Annotated in this window: 23 protein-coding genes and 1 tRNA gene; 14 read left to right on the top strand and 10 right to left on the bottom strand. The window is 48.1% G+C overall.

Annotated elements, in window-relative coordinates; translation table 11 throughout:
- The first annotated feature begins 269 nt into the window (after nucleotides 1-269).
- From GK108_RS02010 to GK108_RS01970, 9 genes are all read left to right on the top strand, one after another.
- Nucleotides 270-956 carry a DUF421 domain-containing protein gene (locus GK108_RS02010; RefSeq protein WP_163941979.1) on the top strand — a complete coding sequence of 229 codons (687 nt, stop codon included), beginning with the start codon at nucleotides 270-272 and terminating at the stop codon, nucleotides 954-956.
- Nucleotides 957-1,161: 205 nt separating this feature from the next.
- Nucleotides 1,162-1,701, top strand: coding sequence for a hypothetical protein (locus tag GK108_RS02005; protein ID WP_163941976.1), 540 nt, complete (start codon nucleotides 1,162-1,164; stop codon nucleotides 1,699-1,701).
- A 350-nt stretch (nucleotides 1,702-2,051) separates the two neighbouring features.
- On the top strand, nucleotides 2,052-2,612 hold the full coding sequence (locus GK108_RS02000; RefSeq protein WP_163943741.1) for a carboxymuconolactone decarboxylase family protein: 561 nt from the start codon (nucleotides 2,052-2,054) through the stop codon (nucleotides 2,610-2,612).
- Nucleotides 2,613-2,690: 78 nt separating this feature from the next.
- Entirely contained in the window at nucleotides 2,691-5,483 is a 2,793-nt protein-coding gene (locus GK108_RS01995) for a TonB-dependent receptor (protein ID WP_163941973.1), read from the top strand.
- A gap of 77 nt (nucleotides 5,484-5,560) precedes the next feature.
- Complete coding sequence (locus GK108_RS01990) at nucleotides 5,561-6,805, top strand: MFS transporter (RefSeq protein WP_170305370.1); 1,245 nt, start codon at nucleotides 5,561-5,563, stop codon at nucleotides 6,803-6,805.
- 26 nt (nucleotides 6,806-6,831) lie between these two features.
- Nucleotides 6,832-7,386, top strand: a complete 555-nt coding sequence (locus GK108_RS01985) for a carboxymuconolactone decarboxylase family protein (RefSeq protein WP_163941970.1) — start codon at nucleotides 6,832-6,834, stop codon at nucleotides 7,384-7,386.
- 13 nt (nucleotides 7,387-7,399) lie between these two features.
- Complete coding sequence (locus GK108_RS01980) at nucleotides 7,400-7,975, top strand: carboxymuconolactone decarboxylase family protein (RefSeq protein ID WP_163941967.1); 576 nt, start codon at nucleotides 7,400-7,402, stop codon at nucleotides 7,973-7,975.
- Nucleotides 7,976-8,273: 298 nt separating this feature from the next.
- Nucleotides 8,274-8,459: a hypothetical protein gene (locus GK108_RS01975; RefSeq protein WP_163941964.1), complete on the top strand. Its 186-nt coding sequence runs from the start codon at nucleotides 8,274-8,276 to the stop codon at nucleotides 8,457-8,459.
- Nucleotides 8,460-8,470: 11 nt separating this feature from the next.
- Nucleotides 8,471-8,671, top strand: a complete 201-nt coding sequence (locus GK108_RS01970; protein ID WP_163941962.1) for a hypothetical protein — start codon at nucleotides 8,471-8,473, stop codon at nucleotides 8,669-8,671.
- 5 nt (nucleotides 8,672-8,676) lie between these two features.
- Here the strand turns inward: GK108_RS01970 and GK108_RS01965 are convergent, their stop codons facing one another.
- From GK108_RS01965 to GK108_RS01945, 5 genes are all read right to left on the bottom strand, one after another.
- Entirely contained in the window at nucleotides 8,677-9,153 is a 477-nt protein-coding gene (locus GK108_RS01965) for a hypothetical protein (RefSeq protein ID WP_163941959.1), read from the bottom strand.
- 353 nt (nucleotides 9,154-9,506) lie between these two features.
- Entirely contained in the window at nucleotides 9,507-10,415 is a 909-nt protein-coding gene (locus GK108_RS01960; RefSeq protein ID WP_163941956.1) for a manganese catalase family protein, read from the bottom strand.
- Between the two features lie 297 nt (nucleotides 10,416-10,712).
- A complete protein-coding gene (locus GK108_RS01955) occupies nucleotides 10,713-11,201 on the bottom strand; it encodes a hypothetical protein (RefSeq protein ID WP_163941952.1) in 489 nt (162 codons plus the stop codon).
- A 271-nt stretch (nucleotides 11,202-11,472) separates the two neighbouring features.
- Nucleotides 11,473-11,886 carry a nuclear transport factor 2 family protein gene (locus GK108_RS01950; protein ID WP_246224623.1) on the bottom strand — a complete coding sequence of 138 codons (414 nt, stop codon included), beginning with the start codon at nucleotides 11,884-11,886 and terminating at the stop codon, nucleotides 11,473-11,475.
- A gap of 59 nt (nucleotides 11,887-11,945) precedes the next feature.
- A complete protein-coding gene (locus GK108_RS01945; RefSeq protein WP_163941949.1) occupies nucleotides 11,946-12,134 on the bottom strand; it encodes a hypothetical protein in 189 nt (62 codons plus the stop codon).
- 332 nt (nucleotides 12,135-12,466) lie between these two features.
- Here GK108_RS01945 and GK108_RS01940 point away from each other — a divergent pair, with 332 nt between their 5' ends.
- On the top strand, nucleotides 12,467-13,807 hold the full coding sequence (locus tag GK108_RS01940) for a hypothetical protein (protein ID WP_246224621.1): 1,341 nt from the start codon (nucleotides 12,467-12,469) through the stop codon (nucleotides 13,805-13,807).
- A 332-nt stretch (nucleotides 13,808-14,139) separates the two neighbouring features.
- Here GK108_RS01940 and GK108_RS01935 read toward each other — a convergent pair whose 3' ends face one another.
- Nucleotides 14,140-15,366, bottom strand: coding sequence for a hypothetical protein (locus GK108_RS01935; RefSeq protein WP_163941944.1), 1,227 nt, complete (start codon nucleotides 15,364-15,366; stop codon nucleotides 14,140-14,142).
- A gap of 268 nt (nucleotides 15,367-15,634) precedes the next feature.
- On the opposite strand from GK108_RS01935, the gene GK108_RS01930 reads away from it, so the two are divergent.
- The 3 genes from GK108_RS01930 to GK108_RS01920 are packed head-to-tail and all read left to right on the top strand — an operon-like array spanning nucleotide 15,635 to nucleotide 18,664.
- The gene (locus GK108_RS01930) at nucleotides 15,635-16,603 is read left to right on the top strand and encodes a hypothetical protein (protein ID WP_163941941.1); all 969 of its coding nucleotides are present in this window, start codon (nucleotides 15,635-15,637) and stop codon (nucleotides 16,601-16,603) included.
- Nucleotides 16,604-16,656: 53 nt separating this feature from the next.
- A complete protein-coding gene (locus tag GK108_RS01925; RefSeq protein WP_163941938.1) occupies nucleotides 16,657-17,244 on the top strand; it encodes an RNA polymerase sigma factor in 588 nt (195 codons plus the stop codon).
- The gene (locus tag GK108_RS01920) at nucleotides 17,228-18,664 is read left to right on the top strand and encodes a hypothetical protein (protein WP_163941933.1); all 1,437 of its coding nucleotides are present in this window, start codon (nucleotides 17,228-17,230) and stop codon (nucleotides 18,662-18,664) included. Before GK108_RS01925 ends, GK108_RS01920 begins: the two co-directional genes overlap by 17 nt.
- A 234-nt stretch (nucleotides 18,665-18,898) precedes the next feature.
- On the opposite strand, the gene GK108_RS01915 is transcribed toward GK108_RS01920, so the two are convergent.
- Nucleotides 18,899-18,971: transfer RNA gene (locus GK108_RS01915), tRNA-Gly, on the bottom strand.
- 100 nt (nucleotides 18,972-19,071) lie between these two features.
- Between GK108_RS01915 and GK108_RS01910 the strand changes: the two genes are divergently transcribed.
- On the top strand, nucleotides 19,072-21,153 hold the full coding sequence (locus GK108_RS01910; RefSeq protein ID WP_163941930.1) for an OPT family oligopeptide transporter: 2,082 nt from the start codon (nucleotides 19,072-19,074) through the stop codon (nucleotides 21,151-21,153).
- A gap of 9 nt (nucleotides 21,154-21,162) precedes the next feature.
- On the opposite strand, the gene GK108_RS01905 is transcribed toward GK108_RS01910, so the two are convergent.
- The 3 genes from GK108_RS01905 to GK108_RS01895 all read right to left on the bottom strand — a co-directional run bounded on the left by GK108_RS01905 (nucleotide 21,163) and on the right by GK108_RS01895 (nucleotide 23,659).
- Nucleotides 21,163-22,227 (bottom strand): DmpA family aminopeptidase, encoded by a 1,065-nt coding sequence (locus tag GK108_RS01905; RefSeq protein WP_246224620.1) that lies wholly within the window; start codon nucleotides 22,225-22,227, stop codon nucleotides 21,163-21,165.
- Nucleotides 22,228-22,392: 165 nt separating this feature from the next.
- Nucleotides 22,393-22,695, bottom strand: coding sequence for a chaperone modulator CbpM (locus tag GK108_RS01900; RefSeq protein ID WP_163941925.1), 303 nt, complete (start codon nucleotides 22,693-22,695; stop codon nucleotides 22,393-22,395).
- A gap of 58 nt (nucleotides 22,696-22,753) precedes the next feature.
- The gene (locus GK108_RS01895) at nucleotides 22,754-23,659 is read right to left on the bottom strand and encodes a DnaJ C-terminal domain-containing protein (protein WP_163941922.1); all 906 of its coding nucleotides are present in this window, start codon (nucleotides 23,657-23,659) and stop codon (nucleotides 22,754-22,756) included.
- Between the last annotated feature and the right edge of the window lie 100 nt (nucleotides 23,660-23,759).

The raw sequence follows: 23,759 nt of genomic DNA, 5'->3' as shown, positions 1-23,759 counted from the left end.
TGCGCCGACTCAGCTAAGCCAAGGAAAATCAGATTGCGGGTAGTTATGTTTAAGCTTCTATCCTATCCCGTATCCATAAATTCTTTATCAGCCATTCCGCTCGAAAATATATCTCAATTTCACGGAATATAGACTTTAACAAACATTAATCTGTTTATTCGGTAGTCTATATTGTACTGAAACTCACTGGTCTACGTTTTACGTAAAATTCATGATACGACAGTCCTATTTTACCCACTCTTTCAGCCAAACAGCCAGACGCATGCATCATGGATTTTAACTGGAATACTATTTTTATTAACGACTTAGACTGGAGCTTAGCCATTGAAATTGTCCTGAGAACGCTGGTCATGTTTACCCTGATTCTGGTGTTCTTGCGATTATCAGGGAAGAAAGGTATCCGACAGCTATCTATCTTCGAAGTAGCCATTATTATCGGGTTAGGCTCGGCAGCGGGCGACCCGATGGTGAACGCCGACAATGCTATTCTGCCGGCTGTTATCGTCTTCATTACTATTCTTTCCTTTTATCGGCTCATTACGTACATAGCTGCCAAAAATGAACGCTTTGAGAGTGTACTGGAAGGCGATCCGCTCTATATTATTGAGGACGGACAATTTGTACTGATTGCAACCAGTGACCACACATATGCCAAAGATGAGTTTTTTGCCGAAATGCGTCAGCAAAATATTGAGCACGTTGGTCAGGTGCAGACGGCCATTTTGGAAACTAACGGCCAGGTTAGTTTCTTTTACTTTGAGGATGAGGAAGTCAAACCGGGGCTTCCTATCCTGCCGAAATTATACCGACAAAAATCATTACTCATTACACAACCGGGCCAGTATGCCTGTACCAATTGCGGTCAGGTTGAAGAGCTTAGCGCCGAACAGGCGACCTGCCCCCGTTGCCAAGAAAAGGAGTGGGTCAAAGCCATACAGACCCGGCGGAAGACATAGGAGTTTCAGGGAAGCAAGCCCAATTTCCTGGCTAGCAAGGCCGTTTTAACCGATAACCAGCATCAGGCTACACGTACTGTTTTCAAACCAAATGCATCTTCTACAACTGGCCTCGAACCGATCAATGTTTCGGCGAGCGGACAGAGCCGTAGCTTTGTTTTGAATTTAGTATTATTATTGGAAAATTTTTCCCTGAACCATCCTCGTGAAGAAAGCGATATCAATCGGTTTGTCGGTCCTACTCCTATACCATACGTTAGCGTACGTACTGGTATGTGTAGGCACGTGGTGGCAGGCTGAACACGACCTTTCGCAACGACTACTGGTATACCGCTCTGTCGATAGTATCGTCGATTTTCAGATCCCGCTCAAAGACAAGCCCGATGTCAACGCAATCAGCCGCACTACGTCGGATGGGTTTACATACCGAGGCCAATACTATTCGGTAATAAGCATGAGCATTCAGGGTGATACGTTGCACATTGCCGGTTTCCAAACAGAAAGTAATTCATTCTGGCAGAGTGATTTATTGGCATTTATGCAGGAGCACGTAACGAGCTCAAGCGACTCCCCCAAGAAAGCCAATACGTTGCTGAAATTGCTGCTGAAAGAATATTCTCCAACTCCACGACTGGCTTTCAGTTTCTATTCGCCCAACTGGCAGAACAATAGTCGCATTCCTGAAAGACCGTTTCTGCTCCGTCAACTAGCCACACGGGTCACATCGCCACCGCCCGAAGCCTGATTCGGATTTACTGTTTGTTTTGAGCAATCGCAGTCTGTCGCTACGTAGCGTCTGGACGTACTGTCGTAACGCTATACGTAACGACAGGAACGCGCTATGGCCTACAAAACTCAATTTAGCCAAAGACAGCTGCGTTATGCCTCCACACTCACCCGGCAACGAACAGAATTCCTACACTCTCCAATAACATCTCTTGTTCTGAAAAGAACGGTTCCAGAATCATTCTGGCCGTTTCCGAGCGCTGTATAAGCGTTTAAAAACGGCGTGTGCTCCATTTGTTAACAACCACCACGGCAACCACAGCCCATACAGACGTAGCGGTTATGGCTGCCCCAATATTGACTTATATCATGCCTCATATTCCTCTACCAGATCATTTACCGGGCATCACGGGCTTGCTCGAATACCGACTCGATACGGCTATGCCGATTCGGGAACTAACCCAAATTCTGCTACGTGGCGAATCGACGTTGACGCAGGGCGAACGAGAATTAATTGCGGCCCTCGTCTCGTCGCGCAACTGCACTAACTTTTGCAACGCTGCTCACACCAAAGCCGCCGATTTACTGCTGGGTGAAGACCAAACAGCGGCTGCCGTAAAAGCGGATATTGAAACGGCTCCCATCAGCGAGAAGATGAAAGCGCTATTACAAATTGCCGCACAGACGCAAAAGTCTGGCCGCGCCGTTACGTCGGAAGCCGTTGATCGTGCCCATACCGCTGGTGCTACCGACCGCGAAATTCACGATACGGTACTGATTGCCGCGCTGTTTTGTCTGTATAACAAGTACGTAGATGGCATGGCTACCGTTACGCCGACCGATCCGGCCTATTACGACACGCTGGGCGACCGCATCGTCAATCGGGGCTACAATCGTCCGCCAGGAGGCTATCCGGCTCCGCAAAAGTGATCAATCATTTACCATAAAATCGATACGTAGCCCTACCCGCGGTGTGAGCTACGGAAATTATACCAAGCATTTCAACTCATGAACATAAAGAAGTACGCCTTGCTTTGCGCATGGTTCTGGCTTATTAGTACCCTTACACTAGCCCAATCGGTGAACGTAACGGGATCAATTATGGACCCTGTTTCGCACAAGCCACTCGCTGGCGCCACCATTACCGCCAAAGGCCAGACCTCGGGTACGGTTACAGACAACAATGGCCATTTCTCTGTCTCCGCTAATCGTAAAGGACCCATTACGCTACGTATCTCGATGATTGGTTATGAACCACAGACAGTTACCGTAACCGACACAAATGCTCCGCTCAGTATTTACCTGAACCCATCGGTCAGTGAATTAGACGAAGTGGTGGTTGGAGCCTCACGCGTTGAAGAACGACTGGTCAGAGCCCCCGTAACGATTGAAAAAATGGATAGTCGCAGCATTCGTGAAACGCCGTCCGCTACGTTCTACGAGGGCATTAATAACCTCAAAGGCGTTGATATGGTAACGAGCGGTCTGACCTATCGACAGATTAACACGCGGGGTTTTGCCAGCACCGGGAATAGCCGTTTTCTGCAACTCATTGACGGTGTCGATAATCAGCCCGCCGGATTCGGATTCTCCGTGGGAAATATGTTCGGACTGAGCGATTTAGATGCCGAAAGTGTAGAACTTGTACCGGGTGCAGCATCGGCGTTGTATGGTCCAGCCGCTTTCAACGGCGCGTTGCTGATGACCAGCAAAGATCCATTTACGTATCAGGGGTTGAGCGTTCAGGCAAAAGTCGGTGTAAACCACCTCAATGACCCCAACCGGAACGCCGGACCGACAGGAGCCGCTATTTATAACGATCATGCGATTCGCTATGCCAAAGCCTTCAACAACAAGCTGGCTTTCAAACTGAATGCGTCTTACATGTGGGGGCTCGACTGGTTTGCAACCCATTATACCGACGTAAACCAGTCCACGCCCGTCGAGCAGCGTGGGAGACAAAATCCAGCTCGTAATGGACTGAATATTTACGGCGACGAGGTGGTCAGAACACTGACGGGTGCCGGACAAGTGTCGCGAACCGGATACTTGGAGAAGGACTTGACTGATTATAATGTGTACAGCCTAAAACTAAATGGCGCGCTTCATTACCGAATCACTCCAGCCTTGGAAGCCATTTATGCCTTTAATTACGCAAAAGGCACCGCCAACTATACAGGTTCTAACCGCTTTTCGGTCAATGGGTTTTCGCTCACACAACACCGACTAGAATTACGGGGCAAGCAGTTTTTTGTACGCTGGTATAGCAACGCTGAGGATTCACACGACTCATATAACACGCGGTCGTTGGGTCAGCAGATTAACCGGACATGGGTTCGTGACCTGAACGGCAACGTAGTAACACCCGATAAAGCCGACGATACGTGGTTTAGCCGGTACGCTGCGGCTTACGGCGGCACCATAGCCAATGTGGCAGGCAACAACCATACAGCCGCCCGCTCTTTTGCTGACCAGGGTCGACTACTCCCCGGTACGACCGAATACGAAGCACAAAAAAACCGGCTAACTGCTATTCAGGGGCTGGCCGGCGCTGGTATTCTGAGCCAAACAAGCATGTGGCATGCCGATGGTCAATACAATCTCACCTCAGCCCTCAACAACGTAGCCGAAGTGCTGGTTGGTGGCAATTTCCGACAATATAGCCTGTTCACTAACGGTACGTTGTTCGACGACAAAGGCGGACGGATTCTCTATCATGAATACGGAGCGTTTGCCCAGATCAGCAAGGCGTTTTTAGCCGATAAGCTTAAACTAACCGTATCAGGCCGGTACGATAAAAACCAGAACTTCGCGGGTTATTTCACGCCACGAGCTTCAGCTGTATTTTCGGCAACCGACCGGCATCATTTCCGGGCGAGTTACCAGACAGGTTTCCGCAACCCTACCCCATCCGATCAATTCATCAAACTCAATGTTGGCCCTATCACGATTTTGGGCGGGGCTCCCAGCAACAGCGCGGGCATGGATGTGTATGAAAATTCCTATACAGCCGCGAGCGTAAATCAGTTCGGAGCGGGCTTTGGCGCCGATGTTAATAAGGTAGGCCCGCAGCAGGCAGTACTGAACAATAAGGACAAATTGCAGAAATCGAACGTACCGTACATTGCTCCCGAACGCGTCAATAGTTTCGAAGTTGGTTATCGCGGACTCCTTAGCAGTAATCTGTCGATTGACGCCAATTACTATTACGGCGTTTATAACAACTTCATTCTCAACACGGTCGTGTTACGTCCCCAAAGTCCCGTGCTAGGTTCAGATGGCAAACCCAATCCGGCAGCCGCGCAGGATATTTTAAGCGGTCGGGTGCAGGCCTTCCAGCTTTACACCAACGCTCCTGATAAAGTAGCAGCCCAGGGAGCAACACTCGGCCTGACGTATCGGACTACAGGTGGGTATCAAATTGGGGCCAACGGAACCTGGTCAGCGTTTGATATTCGCAACGCTGATCCTAACAACGTAGCGGCTTTCAACACGCCCCGGTTTAAAACCAACGTAACGATTGGCCATCGCAACATTGCCCCAAATATCGGCTTTAACGTAGCGTGGCACTGGCAGGAAAGCTTTGAGTGGGTAGGTTCGTTTAACTCGCTTATTCCGGGTCCCGTACCAGCTTATCACCTACTCGATGCGCAGGTAAACTATCGGATGCCATCGCTAAAAACGGTGCTCAAACTTGGCGCCAACAACCTGACGAATCAGTACGTCGTGCAGTCGTATGGTTCTCCGGCAGTAGGCGGCCTCTACTACGTATCACTCGTGTTTGATCAGGGACTTAAATAATGATAGACTGTGTGAATGATAGAATGAGTGAATCGCTTATCGGTGATTTTTTATTCACACAGTCTATCACTAAAACCATGGAAGCAACCTTAACAAAACCGGAAACACTACGTGCCGACTGGTTCGCCTTTAGTTTGTGCTCTCTTTCCTACTTGCTGGGCGGGACAGCCTCTACGCTCATGGCAACGTTTTTGCCGGTTGCGATACCGGAACTGCTTGGAAAATCGGTTTCTGAAGCTCAGTTGGGCGACGTGGGAGCCTATATCAGTGCTGCTTTTTTGTACGGCTGGATGGCCGGTGGACTTTTGTTTGGTCTAGTGGGCGATCGGATAGGAAGGGCGCGGGCCGTTGCTTTCGTTACGTTCCTTTACGGTATAGCTATGGTACTGACCGTTTTTGCGCCTAGCTGGCCTATCATGCTACTCTGCCGATTTTTGACAGGCGCTGGCGTAGGTGGTGTATTGCTACTGACTACCGTCTATCTGTCAGAAATCTGGCCAGAAAAGAGCCGGGCGGTGGTCCTAGGTATTCTGGCCGTTATGTTTCCGGTAGGTATTGTGGCCACTGGCGGCCTCAATGCAGGCCTGGTACCGTGGCGTCAAGCGTTCTGGCTAGGAATAATTCCGGTATTGGTCTCTTTACTGATGTTCGTGCGCTTACCGGAATCCGATAATTGGATACGCCTACGTCAGCGACCAAATTCTGAAAAAGCCTGGACACCTGCCGATCGGACTAATCTGCTGACGGGCGTAGTGATTTTCGGCGCGGTTCTGATTGGGCTGTGGGGTACGTTCTCCTGGATTCCAACCTGGGTACAGTCGCTTTTGCCCGCAGGTCAGGCTGGTGGGCGGGAGCGCGGACTGACGATGATGTTGCTTGGTATAGGCGGTATCATCGGCGGTATGTTGTCGGGCGTACTCATTGGTCGTCTCGGTACTCGAACCACACTCCTGCTCACGTTCGCAGGCTGTGCCGGTGGCTGTGCTTTGCTCTTTCTCTCGAACCGTCAGTTCTCGCCGGTTATTTATGCCGAAACGGCTCTGGTTGCGCTGTTCTTTGGTATCAGCCAGGGCGCTTTATCGAGTATTATCCCAGCGTTGTTTCCCGTTCGCATTCGGGCCACAGCGGCTGGCATCAGCTTTAATATTGGCCGTTTCTTTACGGCAACGGCTGTCTTTTTTGTCGGTACGATGGTAGCCGGACTGGGTGGTTTCGGGAATGCGTTACTTATCTTTTCTATCGCCTTTCTGATTGCCTGGATGGCTGTATTCGTCCGATACAGACCAACCGCTCCCAACCCGTCGGCCAATGCTGCGAGGTAATTTCACTCAATTAAAAAAATACCAAAATGCCACATATACAACTCAATAATGATGCACCAGGTATTCGTAGCCTGGTTATATACCGACCCGACACAGGAAAGCCGCTTTATGAACTAGCTCAGGCCCTACTACGTGCAGGATCTCCGGATAGTACCCTCCTGGATGCCGAACGCGAGTTAATTGCTGCGTTTGTATCAAACCAGAACTGCACTGATTTTTGCCGAAATAGCCACGCAGCTGCTTCACGCTATTTATTTGGTGAACAGGCTTCTGTTGTTGACCAGACCCTGCAAAATCCAGAAACAGCTCCCATTTCAGCTAAACTTCGAGCCTTACTGACTATTGCCGAGCGTGTAACGGCCGACGCCCGGACCGTAACCAACGACGTAGTAACAGCTGCCCGAGCGGAAGGCGCTACTGATGGCGACATTCACGATACGGTACTTATTGCCGCTTCCTTTTCAATGTATAACCGCTACGTTGACGGTCTGGCAACCGTAACGCCCGACGACCCAGATGCCTATGTCGCCATGGGCGAACGCATGGGAACAATCGGATACGTATTACCCAAATCGAACTAAACCTGACGACACTATGCCTCATATTGATTTTGTACCTGGTCTGCCTGGTATTCGCGGACCAATGGCCTTCAGCCCCGAAACGGCCCGACCGCTCAACGATCTCGTTAACGTACTGCTACGTAGCAACGCCACTCATCCCGACTCTACCCTCAGCGAAGGAGAGCGAGAGCTGATTGGTACGTACGTATCGTCCCGCAACGACTGTTTTTTCTGTCAAACCATTCATGGTGCCGTGGCCAGCCATCACCTGGGCGATACAGACTGGTCGCTGATTCAGTCCGTCAAACAAGACTATATTCATGCCGACATTTCGGAAAAACTGAAGGCATTATTGACTATTGCCGGAAGCGTACAGCAGGGCGGGAAGCACGTAACAACAGATCAGATCGACAAAGCCAGAGCTGAAGGCGCGACCGACCGCGATATTCACGATACGATATTGATTGCGGCAGCATTCTGTATGTTCAACCGCTACGTTGATGGCCTGGACACGCGGGCCCCTGAAAACCCCGAACTATATCGTTACCGGGCCCAGAAAGTGGCTGAATATGGCTATACTCACGAAGATCATTATATGCCTCCAGCCTAAGAATTGGAGGCTCCCCTAACGAATGTAATCGTTTTCATCAATAGCCATTAAATAAGCAAAATCAACACCTGTTGCCGGTACTGGTTATTGATAGCAGGTATAGTTTAGGGAATTTTCGAAGTTATTAGTAAGCCAGACTCGGGTTGAGTCTGGCTTCTTTGTTTCAACGTAGTATTACCAAGTGACGAACCTTACTGCAATATTGACGAAAGAATAGTATCTTCGAGTGCGTTTACTAAATCGCTTTGCAGATACCATCGCATTCGTGTATCCTTATCTGCCTAATTAACAAGAAACCATGAGAACGACTAAAAAAGAGTTTTGGCAGGAGCGGGCCGATAAGTACGAAAGTGAGTTCGAACGAATCTCGGAGCAGATCCACCGGATTGAATCGACCCCCGAGAAACGACAGAAAATACGAAACTATGTTTGTTTTCAGCGGGAGGTTTTTGGTAAGCTGATTGAAGCGAAGAAAAATAAATAAGCCCGGTTACTATGGAAGGAATCGACCCTCAGTATGGCTCAGATGACGCTGTTACGGATGCTCAACGTCAACAAATAATCAACGCTATACTCCTGGCTAATCCAATGGCTGACATTTCAACCATTAAAATCACCCGGGGAGAAACAGGGATTCAAGTTGAAGGGCTGGACGATGCATCGGCAAAGGCAGCTCCGGGTCAGGGTGACGAATAGATTGCTTAAATTTCCTTTTGGTATTTATACATCGTAACGCCGTGCAAAGCAACCTGCAATCGCTTTGCCAAAGCATCCATGTAGTTGAAGCCTATTCCCTGCAGCGAATTTTTCGCTGTGTCATACGTAACAGGCGCAACTCGATCAGAAGTAGCGGAGTTTTTTCCTTCTTCTTTTCTTCTAACCCATCCCGAAAGGCTAACCAAGCCTGCATTCACCATAAGCTTACCTTCAAATACAGCCTGTTGTTTACCAAGTGATGTAGGCTGCTCCGAACGTATTAGTAATCCATTGTCGGCTGCAGTAAAAGCAATACCCGCCTGAGTTAACTGATCAGCAATAAGCAAATACGTTTCCTTGTCGGCCATGCTCGTGGTGATAACTATTCGATTTGCGCCCTTGAAAGGATTATATTGGCCCAGGCAGATCAGTGAAATCGCCCAAAACAAGGGGGTTAACGAGTAGATTAATTTTCGTTTCATAGCAGTAGTAACTGTCTTAATTAGTGATCGAATGAGCAAAAGCTCCGCCAGCTATGCGAACCCTGACGGAGTCTCTTGCAGCTTATGCCGATGGCTAAAACTGAGCAGTAGAACTATGACAGATATGAAATGATTAATTATCTGAGCGAACGGTCAACCTAGTTTCGGAACCAGGCTAACGATGTTAACCTTAGTCTTCTACCAGTAGATAAAGCACTCACAAACAACGCAAAAACAGAGTTTAGATAAACTTAGTTACGGAGTTTAACGCAAATGAATCGAGTGCTGAAAAGAGTACCAAAAAGCCAACCTAATACTGGGTTGGCCTTGAGGTATTAAGAAATAGTTTTCAATCAATATTCGTACTTGATGCCCATCTTCTTAGCCATGTCGGCAAACATCTGAGGATCAAAGTCATCCGCCCCAGGCGCATTTAACTGAGGTTCTTCATCCAGGTCTGGTGGCGTATGTCCCGGAATAGCCCCTTCTATAACCACACACTCCTGCCCGTCTTCCGGATGCGGACCATTCCAGATCAAGCCAGCCTGCTTATAGTCTTCCTGACTAAACGTATATAACTGAAGGTGCAATTTCTGCTCCATAAACTTTTTGGCTTCGGGGAAAGCCTCATTACTCAGATCAGGAATAGGCAACAACTTTGTCACTTCCACACCAGTTAGTTTCTCCAAAGCTTTTGCGTAAGCCACAACATGAAGGCCACCCCGCACCAGTAGATAACCAACCATGGTACGTGCCGTAGGGTCATCAACCATCTCGTATACGCGCATCTTGTTAGCCCGTGCTCCGCATTCCAGAAAGAAGTTATGCAACAGATCAAGTTTTAAATTGCCACTGTTGAACACATTGTCTCCGCTCCAGAAACGGCCCATAGAATCCATGGGAAGAGCCGACTGGCCACTGGCAATAAAATGGCTTGTATTACGGGCATCGACGCCATTCGCCAACGGGGTAGTTGTTGGATCGAACCCTCTCTTACTGGTTCCGGTCAGTAACAAGTTTGTTGTGTACGCGACGACTTCAATATGACCGTATTCTTCACCAGCGATACTACAGATCAGATCATAGAAAGGCCGCAGTTTTTTTCGTCCTCGAAAATTGAACGATTGATACGTATAGTTCATTAAGGTTGACATCTCCCCAAACTTGCCGCCCAGCAACTCCTGAACAGCAGCAGCATCGTTGGGCGAAGGATTTTTAGGGCGAGGGAGCTCAATGGGTAGTTGATCTATTTTCAGAATCATAACCTTGAGATGTTAGGGGTCAATTGACCGTTGTTCATGAAGTCAACTATACCCTTCCTGTTTAGTTGAACAATGTCTTACTTCAGGTACAAACTAATGGCTAAAGTAAGCGAACGGGGAGGCTAACATCGATACTACCAACTTTCTGTCAGAGGAGGAATAGCTGAAAAGCCATTGGATATCAGCTTTATTTCGCAGATATGGAACAGCTGATACAATTGAGCTTTACTATTACAAGGCATGAATGTCAAGTGCAAACAAAGCCCTGCTGAGTTTTCCGCACCTGGCCCAGCTAACCTAATGTCTCATTACACTATGTTTCGCTCTAAACTTGCCTTTGATCCGGGTTATTGCAGAGTCTTTAGCGTCCAGTACCATATAAAAAGCCCCTTCTACGCTCTTGTCGTTAATTTTTTGGATCATTAAACGCCCTGCTCCACCCTGCTGATCTGTTCTGGAGAAAACTTTGGATTGGCTGTTGACAAAACGGCCTTGTGTCAGAGCAATGGTGTCTGGTCCAACAAGGTCATGACGGACTGACTGCATATAGAGAGTAAGGGGCCGTTGCCCCTTAGCCGTCATTTCGAGAGGCCCCACCACCTCAAACATGAATTTCCCTTTTGTTCTCGTAAATCGAAAGACTTTAAGGGTTGCATCATCAAACGTATAGGTATCATCATTCACTGTAGCCTGGAGATAATAGTTGTCTTCCAAGTCGGATATGGGCTTGAAGCCGCCTATAAGCAACGCTACCCATATCAATAAGCTTCGCCTGTTTACTCTCATGTAAGCTCGTCATTAAAACGCGCATAGCTTGTCAATAAATCCCAGCCGATAAGATACAAAAATTAGAAGGGAGAGCCCCATCCGACAGCAAGACTTATTTAACTTCAGAAAAATAGGGAAGCAAACTCTGAACAGTTAACCAGAGTTTGGAGCGAGGCAAAACCTGGATTACAAATTAAGTGTTGGATAGCAATCTGACTTGGGTTACTCTGTCACGAATCAATTGATACGTCGTTAGACCTGGATCACTATCGCCTGAACACCGGATTAACTAGTCTTTGATAACAAATGCTTTCAACGCAGCCATTTTACCATCGCGAAATCGCCATACATCACAATATGAATAGCTAGCAGCTTCACCCGTTTCGTCTTTCAGGGTGATTTTACCAATTGCAGTCACAAAATCCCCCTCGGCAATCAAATTCTCGGCCATGAATGTTGGCGGCTCGGCGTAGACTTCTACCATGTATTGTCGAACCGCTTCCTTACCTTGTAAGATTCTGTCACCTATAAATATCCATTCAGTATCATCGGTACAATGAGCCAGAAAACCCTCATTGTCGCCCTCACGTATAGCCTGATTTGCCTTTTCTAAAATTGCTTTGTTGGTCGCACTCATTTGAATATGGCTTTTAATTGGAGTCCCTAATGAATAAGTACCCAAAATAGAGAATTGTTTTCCCAATCAGGAAGATAGTTGGCAAGCTGATTTCGCCAGTCAGATCTTCATTTACCCAAGGAGTATTACAGCTTGAAGGTGTTATTCATATAGCTTTTAGTGCCGTATTTCTTCCAGACGTACAACGCCATTACTACGCCCGCTACTAGCAACATAGCATGAGCAAGCAATTTGATGAGCAGTACTGCCAGCACAAGGACAACTACAGCAATAGCGAACAGAATAGAATATCGGATCAGGGTATGAAGCATCATTATCGTTGTGAATTGATGATCCAAAGGAAGTGAGTGAAAGAACTGCAGAGGAGTGGATTGGTACAAGCGGCTGTTTTTTTGGTTGGTCCCGGCTATTAGCTGTATGGAATGCGTACTATACTAAGGGCTGTTTAACCACTTGCCGAATCATTGATTTGCGTCATTAATGGTTGGAGCTCATCATTTACTTATCTTAGCGAGCTATTTTTTTTGACTTAATCAATCCCATCTATTACTATATGAAATTATTCTACTCGGCTATTTTTTTGTTGTTAGTTACTAGTTCACTAATAAATGCACAAACTAATTATGTAGTCAATATTCCTAACTCTATGACGCCTGGACAAAATAATACTTTCGTTGGACCTAAGGCGGGAGGTGTAAATTATTACTATGGTGGAAACAATACAATTGTTGGCGCTGAAGCGGGGGCAAACAATAACGCAGGAAGCTCGAATGTTTTTATGGGTTATCAATCTGGAAATAAGAATATCTATGGATACAGTAATGTCTTCCTTGGTTCTCAGGCAGGTCTAAATAATTTTACGGGTGGTCATAATGTATATATCGGAGATAGGGCCGGCGCAAACACTAAATATAGTTTCTATAATGTGTCGATAGGCACTGATGCTGGTTTCACAAATCAAAATGGAAACAGCAATATTTACTTGGGAGTTAAATCTGGTTTTTTGAATCAAATTGGTTACTATAATATAGCGCTAGGCGATTCATCGGGTTATAATAACATAACCTCAAATAATATCTTCATCGGCTCCAAATCAGGCTTCAGCAATATAAACGGCGGAGGAAATACATTCCTAGGCTATCAATCCGGCTATAACGCCCTTGCTGATTCCAACACATTTGTAGGCTACCGCTCGGGCTATATAACGACCACTGGCAAAGGCAACACCTTCTTCGGTACGTCATCAGGCCGAGGGAATACGACTGGCAATAATAATACGTTTGTCGGTAATGGGGCAGGCCCAGCCAGTAGCAACACCGACGATAACGTTTACATTGGCTTCAATACGGGCAATCATGACAGTGGTTCCCGCAATACGCTGCTTGGTACCGGAGCCGATGCCATTGCGCAGAACCTGACGAATGCTACGGCGATCGGTGCAGGCGCTACGGTTGCCGTCAGTAATGCCGTTATCCTAGGCAATCAGGCTAGCGTCGGGATTGGTACCTCAGCACCAACTGCTCGTCTGGAAGTGAACAGCGGTACGGAGAATGAGTCCGGGGTTCGCTTAAGTCGACTTACTGCTAATAGTCCTGTTCAGTTTACTACGACAGACAAGCTACTCACCGTTGACGCCACAGGTAAACTAGTGTTAACCTCTGCAGGTCATTACTCAGTACGTAGCGTAGCTGACTGGTCGGATAAGGTGTTTATGAGTGACTACACGCTACGTTCGCTTTCAGAGGTGGAGCAATACATACAGAAACATCAGCATTTACCAGGCCTGCCTTCTGCGGCTGAGGTTGTCGAGCAAGGTATTGATGCGGCTAAGATGGACGCCAAGCTACTAGAGAAGATCGAGGAGTTGACGCTGTATAGTATTGAGTTGGAGAAGGATAAGCTTCAAATGAAACAGGAATTACAGCGACAACAAAGTAAGCTCAATCACTTGGAAGAGTTAGTCAAACAACTAATGGAGAGAAAATAGGCTAAAATGATCTACTAATAAATAAGCTGAACGTCATACGATGTTCAGCTTATTTATTAGTAGATCATTTTAGCCTTCAAGTAGTTGATAAACAAACAGATACGCTTTTTTTGGCTTATATCTGGCGTTTTGGGCTCAAATTCGGAATCCGGCCCATCCCTCTACAACGACACTAGGCTGCTGGACGGCCAAATGGAACTAAGCCAGCAACGATGGGCTCTCAAAGCGCCTAACTCATCGACTTGTTGTAGTCGTAGCAACAACTCAATTATAATATAATATTGAACTGTCTGCTAAGCAGGGTTATCCTAAAACTAGTTTAAGCTCAGTCATTAACGCGGATACACAACTTTGAAACGGCCGCTTACGCTCGCCGAAGCGGGCAGGTTCGCTCCTTTTTTCTCATACAGCGGTGCGTCAACAATAGTGTAAGTGCCTTCGATCAAGTCGGGTGTAACGCTTTGTACGTTGACCTGCCATTTCGTCGTTGTGCTGGCCAGTGCATAAGGCGCAATCCGCCAATAGTCACTATCTTGTAGATTATTGAGGGCATTGGTAAACGAAAGTTTGACCTGATCACCCGTGTAGATACCCACCCCCGTGAAGTTCGGCCAGGCTATAGAAATCTGATTCCAGCCCGCAGCCGCATAATTGGTTCCAGCAGCATATTCGACGTAGACCTGTTCCTGGGGCGGCCGGGTTTGGTACAACGAAATTGTTTGCCAGTCGACCGGCTTAGTGGCTCTTTCGTACGTAAAATTGCTAATAGGCGCATTGAGGGGCGTTTGATTAATCTGCACTCGTGTCGTCGTCGGAGTCAGGTAATTACTCAGACCGTCGGCTGGCCAGGGAATATACGCCAGGGCTTCGATCTTACGGGTCATGTTTGTATAATCCCAGAAAGGCTCCCCCTCTGATTGCGCCCGCAGGTTCATGTTCTCATTAAGCAAATTTTTGACGCGTATGTTCAGCCGCTCCTGAGCGGCCCCCGTCTTTTTAAGCGTAAAAAAGAATTCGATGTCCACGTATTCAGGCGTAATGGCACTGATCCGGAGCTGATTATTGGGATCGGCTATGTTGAGAATATCCCGGCCATTCTGCCCTTCTGGAACGCGGATGTAAGGTATGACAAGATAAGGATCGTCCTTAGACTCTCCATTGTCAACGGAAGGGTCATAGACTCTATAGTTTCGCCCAGCTTCGAAAGGGCCGTTGAAGTACATCGAGATGTTGTACTGAGCATTCTGGGCATGCAGTTTGATAGACTTCGATTTACCTTCGTTGGGAGTAAAGCTGGTTAAGGCTTCCAATGGGAAGGATTTATCGGGTCCAAAGGCAATAGGGCTCCCATCAATTGAACCGACCATCGTACCAGTAATATCATCAAGTGTACTGTTACGAACACCTGGTGCGCCGGTAAACAGGTAAGAACTAGTCTGGGTAACAGCACCTATCTTGGCTGTTGTAATCAGGTCGTCAACTGGCTCAGGCGACTGGCAAGCCAGTAGCGTACAAGCAAGCACTGTGCTTAGACAAGCAGGAATAGGTCGTAGACGCATAACGTTTAGCGTGTTAAAACTTGAATTGAGTAACCAAGGCAATGTTGACTGAAAACTGCGCCCGTCAGTAGGCGCTGTCGGCTGTTTGTCGAGGCCATAGACACGCCAGGGCTAACAAAGTGTTGCACGCCACTGATTTTTTTACTTAGCGAATTTCTTCTAAAAAAATAGGACGAGTACTGCAACAGTTAAACACACTTTTTGTGTCTGTAGTCATGCCAGCGGTTAGGAACAGTCAAGCCCGAATACGCTGATACGACTATTACCTATGAATTTTGTCAAACAATACGTCTGGATTGGCTTATTACTCGGCTGGGCCAGTAGTTGTAATCGCTATACCGATCGGCAGCCAACGCCCGACACTGGCCCTACGCCAGGCACGGGTCAGGCCCTTATCCAGCAATACCCACAAGCGGAGAACATCGTATTTACCACTCTCGTTGCCAATCAGCTCTGGCAGTCTACCTTTACCCAGCAGCGACAGCGTTACCAGGCGCTGGTCGGACCCGCGCGGTTGATAACCGTTGATCAACTAGTCGAAGGATCGCTTCCCGATTCGCTCACGCGCATTCTAAGGTCAACTGCGGTCGCGGGCGGTACGTTCAGCAACCCTCGTTTTCGCCAATATACCGGATGGTACACAACTCCTCGCCTGAGCGGCCCGCCCTCGTACGTATACGCTGATTACACCTGGCAGCAACAGACTTACACGACACGCTGGTACATTGATCGGTCGAACTCAGGTCTACCTTTCTATTACACCGAACTACTGCCATTCCAGCAGGCCAGCTATGAAACTAATGCGCTGACCGATCTACCGGAATCGATACAGTCAACCATACGAGATCAAGGGTTAACATTTGTTTACGCTATAATATCCGTTGAGGGTTATAATAAACAGCAGTACACGGTATGGATCAGCCAACAAAACCAAACCTGGGAACTCACCTATAATAATGCGGAGCAATTAGTAGCCGCAGTCAGCGCTGGTACAGCGCAACCTATTCAGCAGGTCAATCAATTACCATCCGCTATTCAGACGTATCTGCAACGCCCCGAACTGGCAGGTTTCGACTTGAGTCGGACGGGAGCCTTGTACGGCTACACCACTCGCCATACTTATGGCGTGTTGAATACGTATCGGGTGAGTCTAATAAAGGAAAACCAGGGCTGGCTGTTTTTATTTTCGGAAAATGGCCAACTTATCAGTCGATCTTTTATGACAATCAGCTACTGACAATCGGCTCCACATCCATATATAGAAGCCCTCATCTCTGACCCGTCTCCTATATGGCGCTATTCGGCCATAAGTCTTACCGAACTCTTACCGAACTGGTCGTGGGCTGTCAACAGGGGCAACCACGGGCACAGCGGGCCTTCTACGAACGCTACCAGGCTAGGATGCTGGGAGTATGCGTACGATACGCCCGGACGGTGGCCGAAGCCGAGGATATTTTTCAGGAAGCTTTTGTTAAAGTGTTTGCCCACATCGAAGAACTGGACAAACCCGAGTCGGCTGACAGTTGGGTGAAGGCAGTCGTGGTGCGCACAGCGATCAATTATTACCACCGCGTTACCCGCCCGCAGGAAAATCTAACTAGCTACGAGGCCCTCAGCGAGTCGCCCAGCAGCGATGATCATCTAAAGCTACTGGCAGGTTACGATCAGGAAGCTATCCTGGGTCTACTGGCCCGTCTGCCCGATGCATATCGACTTGTCGTTAATTTGTACCTGATCGAAGGTTATACGCACGCTGAGATTGCTCAGCTCATCAATGTTCCCGAAGCTACAGCCCGTTCCCGTTTCAGCCGGGCCCGCCAATTACTCTTGACACTCATTAATCACCATGGCCTCCAACGACATGAATTCTTGGGGTGAAGACCCCGATGAGCTGCTGCGCCAGCGTTGGCAGCAGACGTTCGCTGAATTTGAGGTTCAGTCCCGGCCTTCAGTACGCCGACGTATTTTTGGTCAGCTAACAGCCCAGAACCAGCCCAAATCGACGACTTGGCTAGTAGGGATCGTACTGTTGTTGCTATTCAGCTTCGTCTTGGTTTATACGATTCGCCGAAGTGACCGTTCTGCGTCGGTCCAGAGTAGTAGTGCCAATGTTCAGCTTACCTCCCCCACTCATACTGAACGGGCTACCGCTCGTCGACCTACCATTCCGGCCAAGCATGCTACGTCACTAGATAAATTCGAAACTGTCCCACGGGTTAACGGGATTTTGGCCGAGCAGCGGCTGATGAATCATCAACCAATTATATCCAATACAGAATCCGACGTTGCGAAAGGTCAATCCAAACGCCACGGGACGCCAACCAACCGGTTTCGTTTACGCGCTAAATCAAACCTGCCGCTGACAGATTTCTATCGCCCAGGTCGGCCTTTCGTCGAATCAGCTCCTTTTTCAGGCACTCGCTCCCCCATTACGTTGCCTCCCGTGGTTGGTATAAGCAATCGCCAGGGGGTAGCGGATCTGGTGGAACATGTGGATAAGGCTGCTAGCGATTCTACTGTCGAAAACCACGTATTGAGTAGTCGGCCAGCAACCTCTTTTTCTCCCCTAATATTTGCGCAGCTTCAAGTCCGGGCACTTTCTGCTCTACCTTCTTCTATACGTACATTACCCAACCGACTCCCGGTTGAAGAATTAGTGATTCTTTCGGCTGCTGGTGCCGAACATCCCAGCCGCCAGTACAACCAGTGGTTTGTCGAGGCCGTACCACTGAGCAGCTTCCAATGGATGAGTACATCATCTACGTCAACCGCTTATCTCACACAAGTCAACGCCCCGGCGGCATTTTCACCAGCTACCTGGGGATACCAGATTAATGGGGGTGTCCGTTGGCAACACTGGCAGGCTTACCTATCCATAGGGCAGCTTCGGCGCTGGGCCTATTACACAGTTAACGAGAACCGGTACCGCATGGAGTCTACCCCATCTAACTCGTACCAGATGGTGCGGGAAAAGCACGTAGTAGCTGAGAATGTAGCGTTGTCTATGATTGGTGGTGGTATAAGCCAGTATCGCTTATTGGGACAGGGCCGTTACATGGTCGAACTGGGTAGTCAGGTGCTATATTCACCAACAAGCGGTCAGACCCTGGCCAGTCTGCGGGGAGGGGTCGGCCGACGACTACCACTTCCCGTAAGCCAGCTATTTGAGTTACAAACGGGATTAATGGCTGAATATGGCCTCACGCGATTAATGAGCGAACAGCAACAGTTGATCATTCATCCAATTGTGGTGGGCATTAGTATACGAGTTCAACCTCGGCTTCCCCAGAGGAAGTAATGTCCAGCTGAAGGTCACATTCATCATTAGGGATGGACAATCGTTCTCAAAAGAAATCAATCGCCATCCTACACCTGTTAGGCCATGATTTAAGCTTACTTTTTGAAAACCTGCTAACCGCTTCACCACTAATTCCTGCCCCTTAGACGAAGAGCGTTGAATGGAGCTATGTAAACCTCGCAGCGTTTAAAAGCAAAAAGCACTTACAGGAAAACTGTGAAGTGCTTTTACATGAGCGGGAAATGGGTCTCGAACCCACGGCCTGCAGCTTGGGAAGCTGCCGCTCTACCAACTGAGCTACTCCCGCTTACTAGTTGTGCTACAAACATACACCCAACTAGTAGACTTTGTCAATACTTTGGGGCAGACGGTATTTTTTCCTTTCTTTCGAGGAAATTTGATCTGTTATGACACCTAATCCTACGCCCACCCATAAACCGTTTACGTCAGCCAATGAGTCGCCAGCCGAATTTACACTTAAGGCAATCATTACCGGCGCAGTCTTCGGCGTTTTGTTTGGCGCTGCCACTGTTTATCTGTCTCTTAAAGCAGGTCTCTCCGTATCAGCTTCTATACCTATCGCCGTCCTGGCCATTTCACTAGGACGCCGGTTCCTGAACACCACCATTCTTGAAAATAATATTATCCAGACAACCGGATCAGCTGGCGAAAGTATCGCTTCGGGAGTTGTCTTTACTATGCCAGGCTTTTTGTTTCTGACGGGAGGAAGCGGAGCCGACTTCTTTAACTATTGGACTATCCTAACGTTGGCTATTCTCGGCGGTCTGATTGGAACGCTGATGATGATTCCACTACGTAGATCATTGATTGTCCAGGAACATGGTACGCTTCCGTATCCCGAAGGGACAGCTTGCGCATCGGTACTGATTGCGGGAGAAAAAGGGGGAGATTTTGCAAAAACGGCTTATCAGGGCTTAGGGGTCGCGCTACTCTACGCCTTTCTGCAAAAGGTATTACACGTAGTGGCCGAAGTCCCGGTCTGGGCTACCAAACAAGCCAATCGTTATTTCCCGTCCGCTCAAGTATCTGGAGAAATTACGCCGGAATATTTAGGCGTAGGTTATATTATCGGCTTCCGAATTTCAGCGGTTTTGGTTGGTGGTGGCATTCTGGCCTGGCTGGGCTTGATTCCGTTATTAGCGTCTGTGGTACCGGGCGACACCATAGCTCTTCAGCTCCAGAAACTCGGTTATCTGGATAATCTGCAGACGGCTGGAGGCCCCGGCGGCTGGAACCCGCAGACTCATACCTTTTCCGATACGGCCGCAGCCATTTATCGGGCTTATATTCGGCAGATTGGCGCTGGCGCCGTTACGGCTGGTGGCTTTATGACGCTCATCAAAACCATTCCAACTATTGTCTCTTCATTCCGGCAAAGCTTCAGTAAGTCATCGATTAATGCTATTGAAACTGAAGATGCACTAAGCGAAAGCAACCGTACTCCCCGCACTGAGCAGGATCTGAGCGTACGTATCGTGGTTATTGGTAGTATTGTTCTGGCTGCGTTGATGGTGATACTACCTCAAATTCCGGGCGACTCCCTCATCACCAAGCTATTAATTGCCGTTCTGGTCATTGTGTTCGGCTTCTTTTTTGTGACTGTTGCCAGCCGTATTGTTGGTCTGATCGGATCCAGTTCTTCGCCAGTTTCAGGAATGACCATTGCTACGATCATGGGCACTGCACTGGTTTTTATTGCGTTTGGCCTCACCGGAAAAGCCTATGAACCGGCTGTATTGGTGGTGGGCAGTATGATTTGCGTAGCGGCTGCGAATGCCGGCGGAACGTCGCAGGATTTAAAAACGGGTTATTTAGTAGGCGCAACGCCTAAATATCAGCAGATGGCGCTGTTTATTGGCGTTATCGTATCCTCATTGGTCGTTGGTGCTACGGTCAAAATTCTGGACACGCCAACCCCTGATCTGGTGGCCCAAGGCATTACGCATGCCATTGGCTCCGACAAATTCCCGGCTCCACAGGGTACGCTCATGGCTACACTTATCAAAGGCTTACTCTCATTTAACCTCGATTGGCAGTTTGTTTTGGTTGGAGCTTTTATGGCGTTCGTTTTTGAACTCTGCGGAGTGAGTGCCCTGGCGTTCGCTGTAGGGTTATATTTACCTTTATCTACTACGTTACCAATTTTTGCGGGCGGCCTAGTCAAATCCATTGTTGAGCGAAACGTCGCCCCGGTGGATGCGAAACGAAAAGGTATTGTCGAAGAAGATGCCGATCTGGGTAAAGGTAGCCTGTTTGCGACAGGCTTAGTGGCGGGTGGAGCGCTAGCCGGCGTAGCAGTAGCTCTATTATCCGTCAACGAATCCATTTATAATGGATTGGCTTCTTTGACGCTGGAACCCGCTCTGGCCGAATCGCTCGGCGAAGAAGGTTATATGCTTCTGGGCGCTCTTGCCTTCGCAGCCTTAGCGGGTATTTTGTGGCGAGTGGCAGAAAGCAAACATGAATAGAGTTGGCGATTAACGAACCTGTCCAGCTTTTTTCAGGAGTTCTACGACTTTATCGACCGGGAGTTGTTCAATCTGATGCCCCTGATCACCAGACATTGTCTGGGCAGCAAATAATGAATTGATGATAGCCTCTTCGGTAGCTTCAATGGCAGCCATAAATAAAGGCGACACGTTATCGTTACGTAACAGTTTCATTTCATCGAATGAATTCGTCGTTTCGTGCGGAATCTGATACGCCGTCGAGACAGCAATGACGTAATCGCCACTACCGTTCGACGCAATACCGCCCGTTTGCGCCAGTCCCATAAAGGCCCGTTTCGCCAGTCGCTTGAGGTTTCGGGCATCGAGTGGCGCATCCGTTAGTATAACCATCATACAAGACCCGTCGAGCTTTTCTTTGAAGGAGTATTTGCCCAACGCTACGCCAACTGGTACACCACCAATTTGTAGAACACCGCCAAAATTGGTCTGGACCAACGCGCCTACCGTGTAGCCACCCAGCGACGTCGGTAGTTTACGGGAAGCCGTACCAATGCCGCCTTTGAAACCAAAGCATACCGTTCCGGTCCCAGCTCCCACATTCCCTTCTTCAACAGGGCCTGTTTTAGCCGCACGAATGGCTTCCAGAACGTGTTGCTTAGTCACATGACGCCCACGAATATCATTCAGGAAACCATCGTTTGTCTCACCAACAACAGTATTGACAGAACGTACTTCCTCATTCCCTTTTTGCGATAATGTATAGTCAATTACGGCATCAGCAGCAGTAGGCACACTTAGCGTATTAGTCAGTACAATTGGGGTTTCCAGCGTACCGAGTTCGTCAATCTGACTATACCCCGTTAGTTTACCAAATCCATTGCCGATATAAATTGCGGCTGGGCTCTTTTGCTGGAACAGATTGCCTGTATGTGGCAAAATGGCCGTAACGCCCGTACGAATAGTAGTCCCCTGCCTGATCGTTACGTGACCTACGCGAACACCCGGCACATCAGTGATGGCATTGTTTTGCCCGGTAGGTAACACGCCCAGCTTAATCCCATAATCACGTGTGCGCTTCACAGACTGAGCCATTAGGGAAGAGTATACGAAAAAAAATGGAATAGTTAACAGTGTTAGTTTGTAGAAGAAGGTCATAGTAGCAGCTGCAAATTACTTAACTCGCTAATTTACTACGTAGCGTAGCATATCCATGCCAACTTTCTCGCAAAACAATACGCCTATGAATGGCTAGGATTCTTACCGTTCGAGTTGCTCGTAGAAAAACAGCCGATTTTGAAGCTGTTGTAGTTGCCCCTGTAGTTCTTCAAGCCGTTCTACCAACCCAAACACTACGTCCAGATCTTCTGGATGAATAGACAAATCCTGATGCAGACGAACCAGCTTTTCGAGCCTACCCAACTGCTCGGGCTGAACGTACGTGGATTGTTCAATAGTAATAATTTCAACGAGTCCCTGCTGCTCCAGCAAATGCACGAACGAGACTTCAATATGATGATAGATGCAAAAATCGGCAACAGCAATTAGGTGGTCGGGTTGCATGGAAATGTGGTTTTATCGTTTTGGGTTTATGGTTTTTCGAATAGCACGCATAAACCAATTACATACTCGCCAGTTTTCGGAACAGCTCTTTTTGCTCATCGGTGAGATTAGTCGGCAGCTTTATTTGCCATTGCACGTACAGATCGCCAAAAGAGCCTTCTTTTTTGTAAACTGGAAACCCTTTTCCTTTCAAACGAACTTTAGCCCCATTCTGTGTTTCTGGCGGTACGGTTACCTTCACTTTACCATCCAGGGTTTCAATAACCTTTTCGCCACCTAGTAGCGCCGTGTACAAGTCAATTTCTTCGTTAACGTACAGATCGTTGTCTTTACGCTTATAACGACTATCGTCGGCAATAACGAACGTAATGTATAAGTCTCCATTTGGTCCCCCGTTTACACCCGGCGAACCGTAACCAGCCAGCTTTATTTTCTGACCATTTTCTATACCTGCCGGTACGGTGATACGTATGTTTTTGCCATCGACCGTCATTGTCTGTTTATGCGTGGTATACGCATCCCGCAGAGTAAGCTGTAGCTCGGCCTGATAATCCTGACCACGGAAGGTAGTCTGACGACCGCCCCGGAAACCGCCCTCCTGCCCAAACATGGATGACAGAAAATCTGAGAAATCGGCTCCACCAAATCCGTCTGAAAAATCGTAATCGCCTGCATCGCTCCGGGCATACTGCTGACGCGACTGCTGCTGTTGTCGCCGGGCTTCTTCGAACTGCTCGGCGTGTTGCCAGTCTTTACCGTACTGATCGTATTTCTTCCGTTTTTCGGGATCGCTTAATACTTCATTGGCTTCGTTGAGTTGCTGAAACTTCTTACTAGCCTCTGGGTCGTTAGGGTTCAGGTCCGGATGAAGTTTCCGGGCCAGCTTTCGATACGCTTTTTTTATATCGTCGTCAGATGCTGTTTTGGGTACGCCCAGCACAGCATAATAGTCTACAAAATCCATGGTATATTTTGGGCGGGATGTCCTGAATACTGGTCAACTAAATAACACAGAATAAGCGGGGAAAGTTATGAGTCTCCTGTATTGTTTGCAACAACCAGCG

The sequence above is a fragment of the Spirosoma terrae genome (genome assembly GCF_010435915.1).
GTDB lineage: Bacteria > Bacteroidota > Bacteroidia > Cytophagales > Spirosomataceae > Spirosoma > Spirosoma terrae.
This window is presented reverse-complemented; position numbering and strand designations above follow the sequence as displayed.

What these genes read in the sequence shown, in the direction of transcription:
- GK108_RS01955 (WP_163941952.1), bottom strand. Translation starts at nt 11,201, where the DNA reads ATGAGAGTAAACAGGCGAAGCTTATTGATATGGGTAGCGTTGCTTATA.
- GK108_RS01940 (WP_246224621.1), top strand. Translation starts at nt 12,467, where the DNA reads ATGACGCCTGGACAAAATAATACTTTCGTTGGACCTAAGGCGGGAGGT.
- GK108_RS01920 (WP_163941933.1), top strand. Translation starts at nt 17,228, where the DNA reads ATGAATTCTTGGGGTGAAGACCCCGATGAGCTGCTGCGCCAGCGTTGG.
- GK108_RS02010 (WP_163941979.1), top strand. Translation starts at nt 270, where the DNA reads ATGGATTTTAACTGGAATACTATTTTTATTAACGACTTAGACTGGAGC.
- GK108_RS02000 (WP_163943741.1), top strand. Translation starts at nt 2,052, where the DNA reads ATGCCTCATATTCCTCTACCAGATCATTTACCGGGCATCACGGGCTTG.
- GK108_RS01905 (WP_246224620.1), bottom strand. Translation starts at nt 22,227, where the DNA reads ATGGCTCAGTCTGTGAAGCGCACACGTGATTATGGGATTAAGCTGGGC.
- GK108_RS01980 (WP_163941967.1), top strand. Translation starts at nt 7,400, where the DNA reads ATGCCTCATATTGATTTTGTACCTGGTCTGCCTGGTATTCGCGGACCA.
- GK108_RS01935 (WP_163941944.1), bottom strand. Translation starts at nt 15,366, where the DNA reads ATGCGTCTACGACCTATTCCTGCTTGTCTAAGCACAGTGCTTGCTTGT.
- GK108_RS01990 (WP_170305370.1), top strand. Translation starts at nt 5,561, where the DNA reads ATGGAAGCAACCTTAACAAAACCGGAAACACTACGTGCCGACTGGTTC.
- GK108_RS01975 (WP_163941964.1), top strand. Translation starts at nt 8,274, where the DNA reads ATGAGAACGACTAAAAAAGAGTTTTGGCAGGAGCGGGCCGATAAGTAC.
- GK108_RS01910 (WP_163941930.1), top strand. Translation starts at nt 19,072, where the DNA reads ATGACACCTAATCCTACGCCCACCCATAAACCGTTTACGTCAGCCAAT.
- GK108_RS01930 (WP_163941941.1), top strand. Translation starts at nt 15,635, where the DNA reads ATGAATTTTGTCAAACAATACGTCTGGATTGGCTTATTACTCGGCTGG.
- GK108_RS01925 (WP_163941938.1), top strand. Translation starts at nt 16,657, where the DNA reads ATGGCGCTATTCGGCCATAAGTCTTACCGAACTCTTACCGAACTGGTC.
- GK108_RS01985 (WP_163941970.1), top strand. Translation starts at nt 6,832, where the DNA reads ATGCCACATATACAACTCAATAATGATGCACCAGGTATTCGTAGCCTG.
- GK108_RS01960 (WP_163941956.1), bottom strand. Translation starts at nt 10,415, where the DNA reads ATGATTCTGAAAATAGATCAACTACCCATTGAGCTCCCTCGCCCTAAA.
- GK108_RS01965 (WP_163941959.1), bottom strand. Translation starts at nt 9,153, where the DNA reads ATGAAACGAAAATTAATCTACTCGTTAACCCCCTTGTTTTGGGCGATT.
- GK108_RS01945 (WP_163941949.1), bottom strand. Translation starts at nt 12,134, where the DNA reads ATGATGCTTCATACCCTGATCCGATATTCTATTCTGTTCGCTATTGCT.
- GK108_RS01900 (WP_163941925.1), bottom strand. Translation starts at nt 22,695, where the DNA reads ATGCAACCCGACCACCTAATTGCTGTTGCCGATTTTTGCATCTATCAT.
- GK108_RS01970 (WP_163941962.1), top strand. Translation starts at nt 8,471, where the DNA reads ATGGAAGGAATCGACCCTCAGTATGGCTCAGATGACGCTGTTACGGAT.
- GK108_RS01995 (WP_163941973.1), top strand. Translation starts at nt 2,691, where the DNA reads ATGAACATAAAGAAGTACGCCTTGCTTTGCGCATGGTTCTGGCTTATT.
- GK108_RS01895 (WP_163941922.1), bottom strand. Translation starts at nt 23,659, where the DNA reads ATGGATTTTGTAGACTATTATGCTGTGCTGGGCGTACCCAAAACAGCA.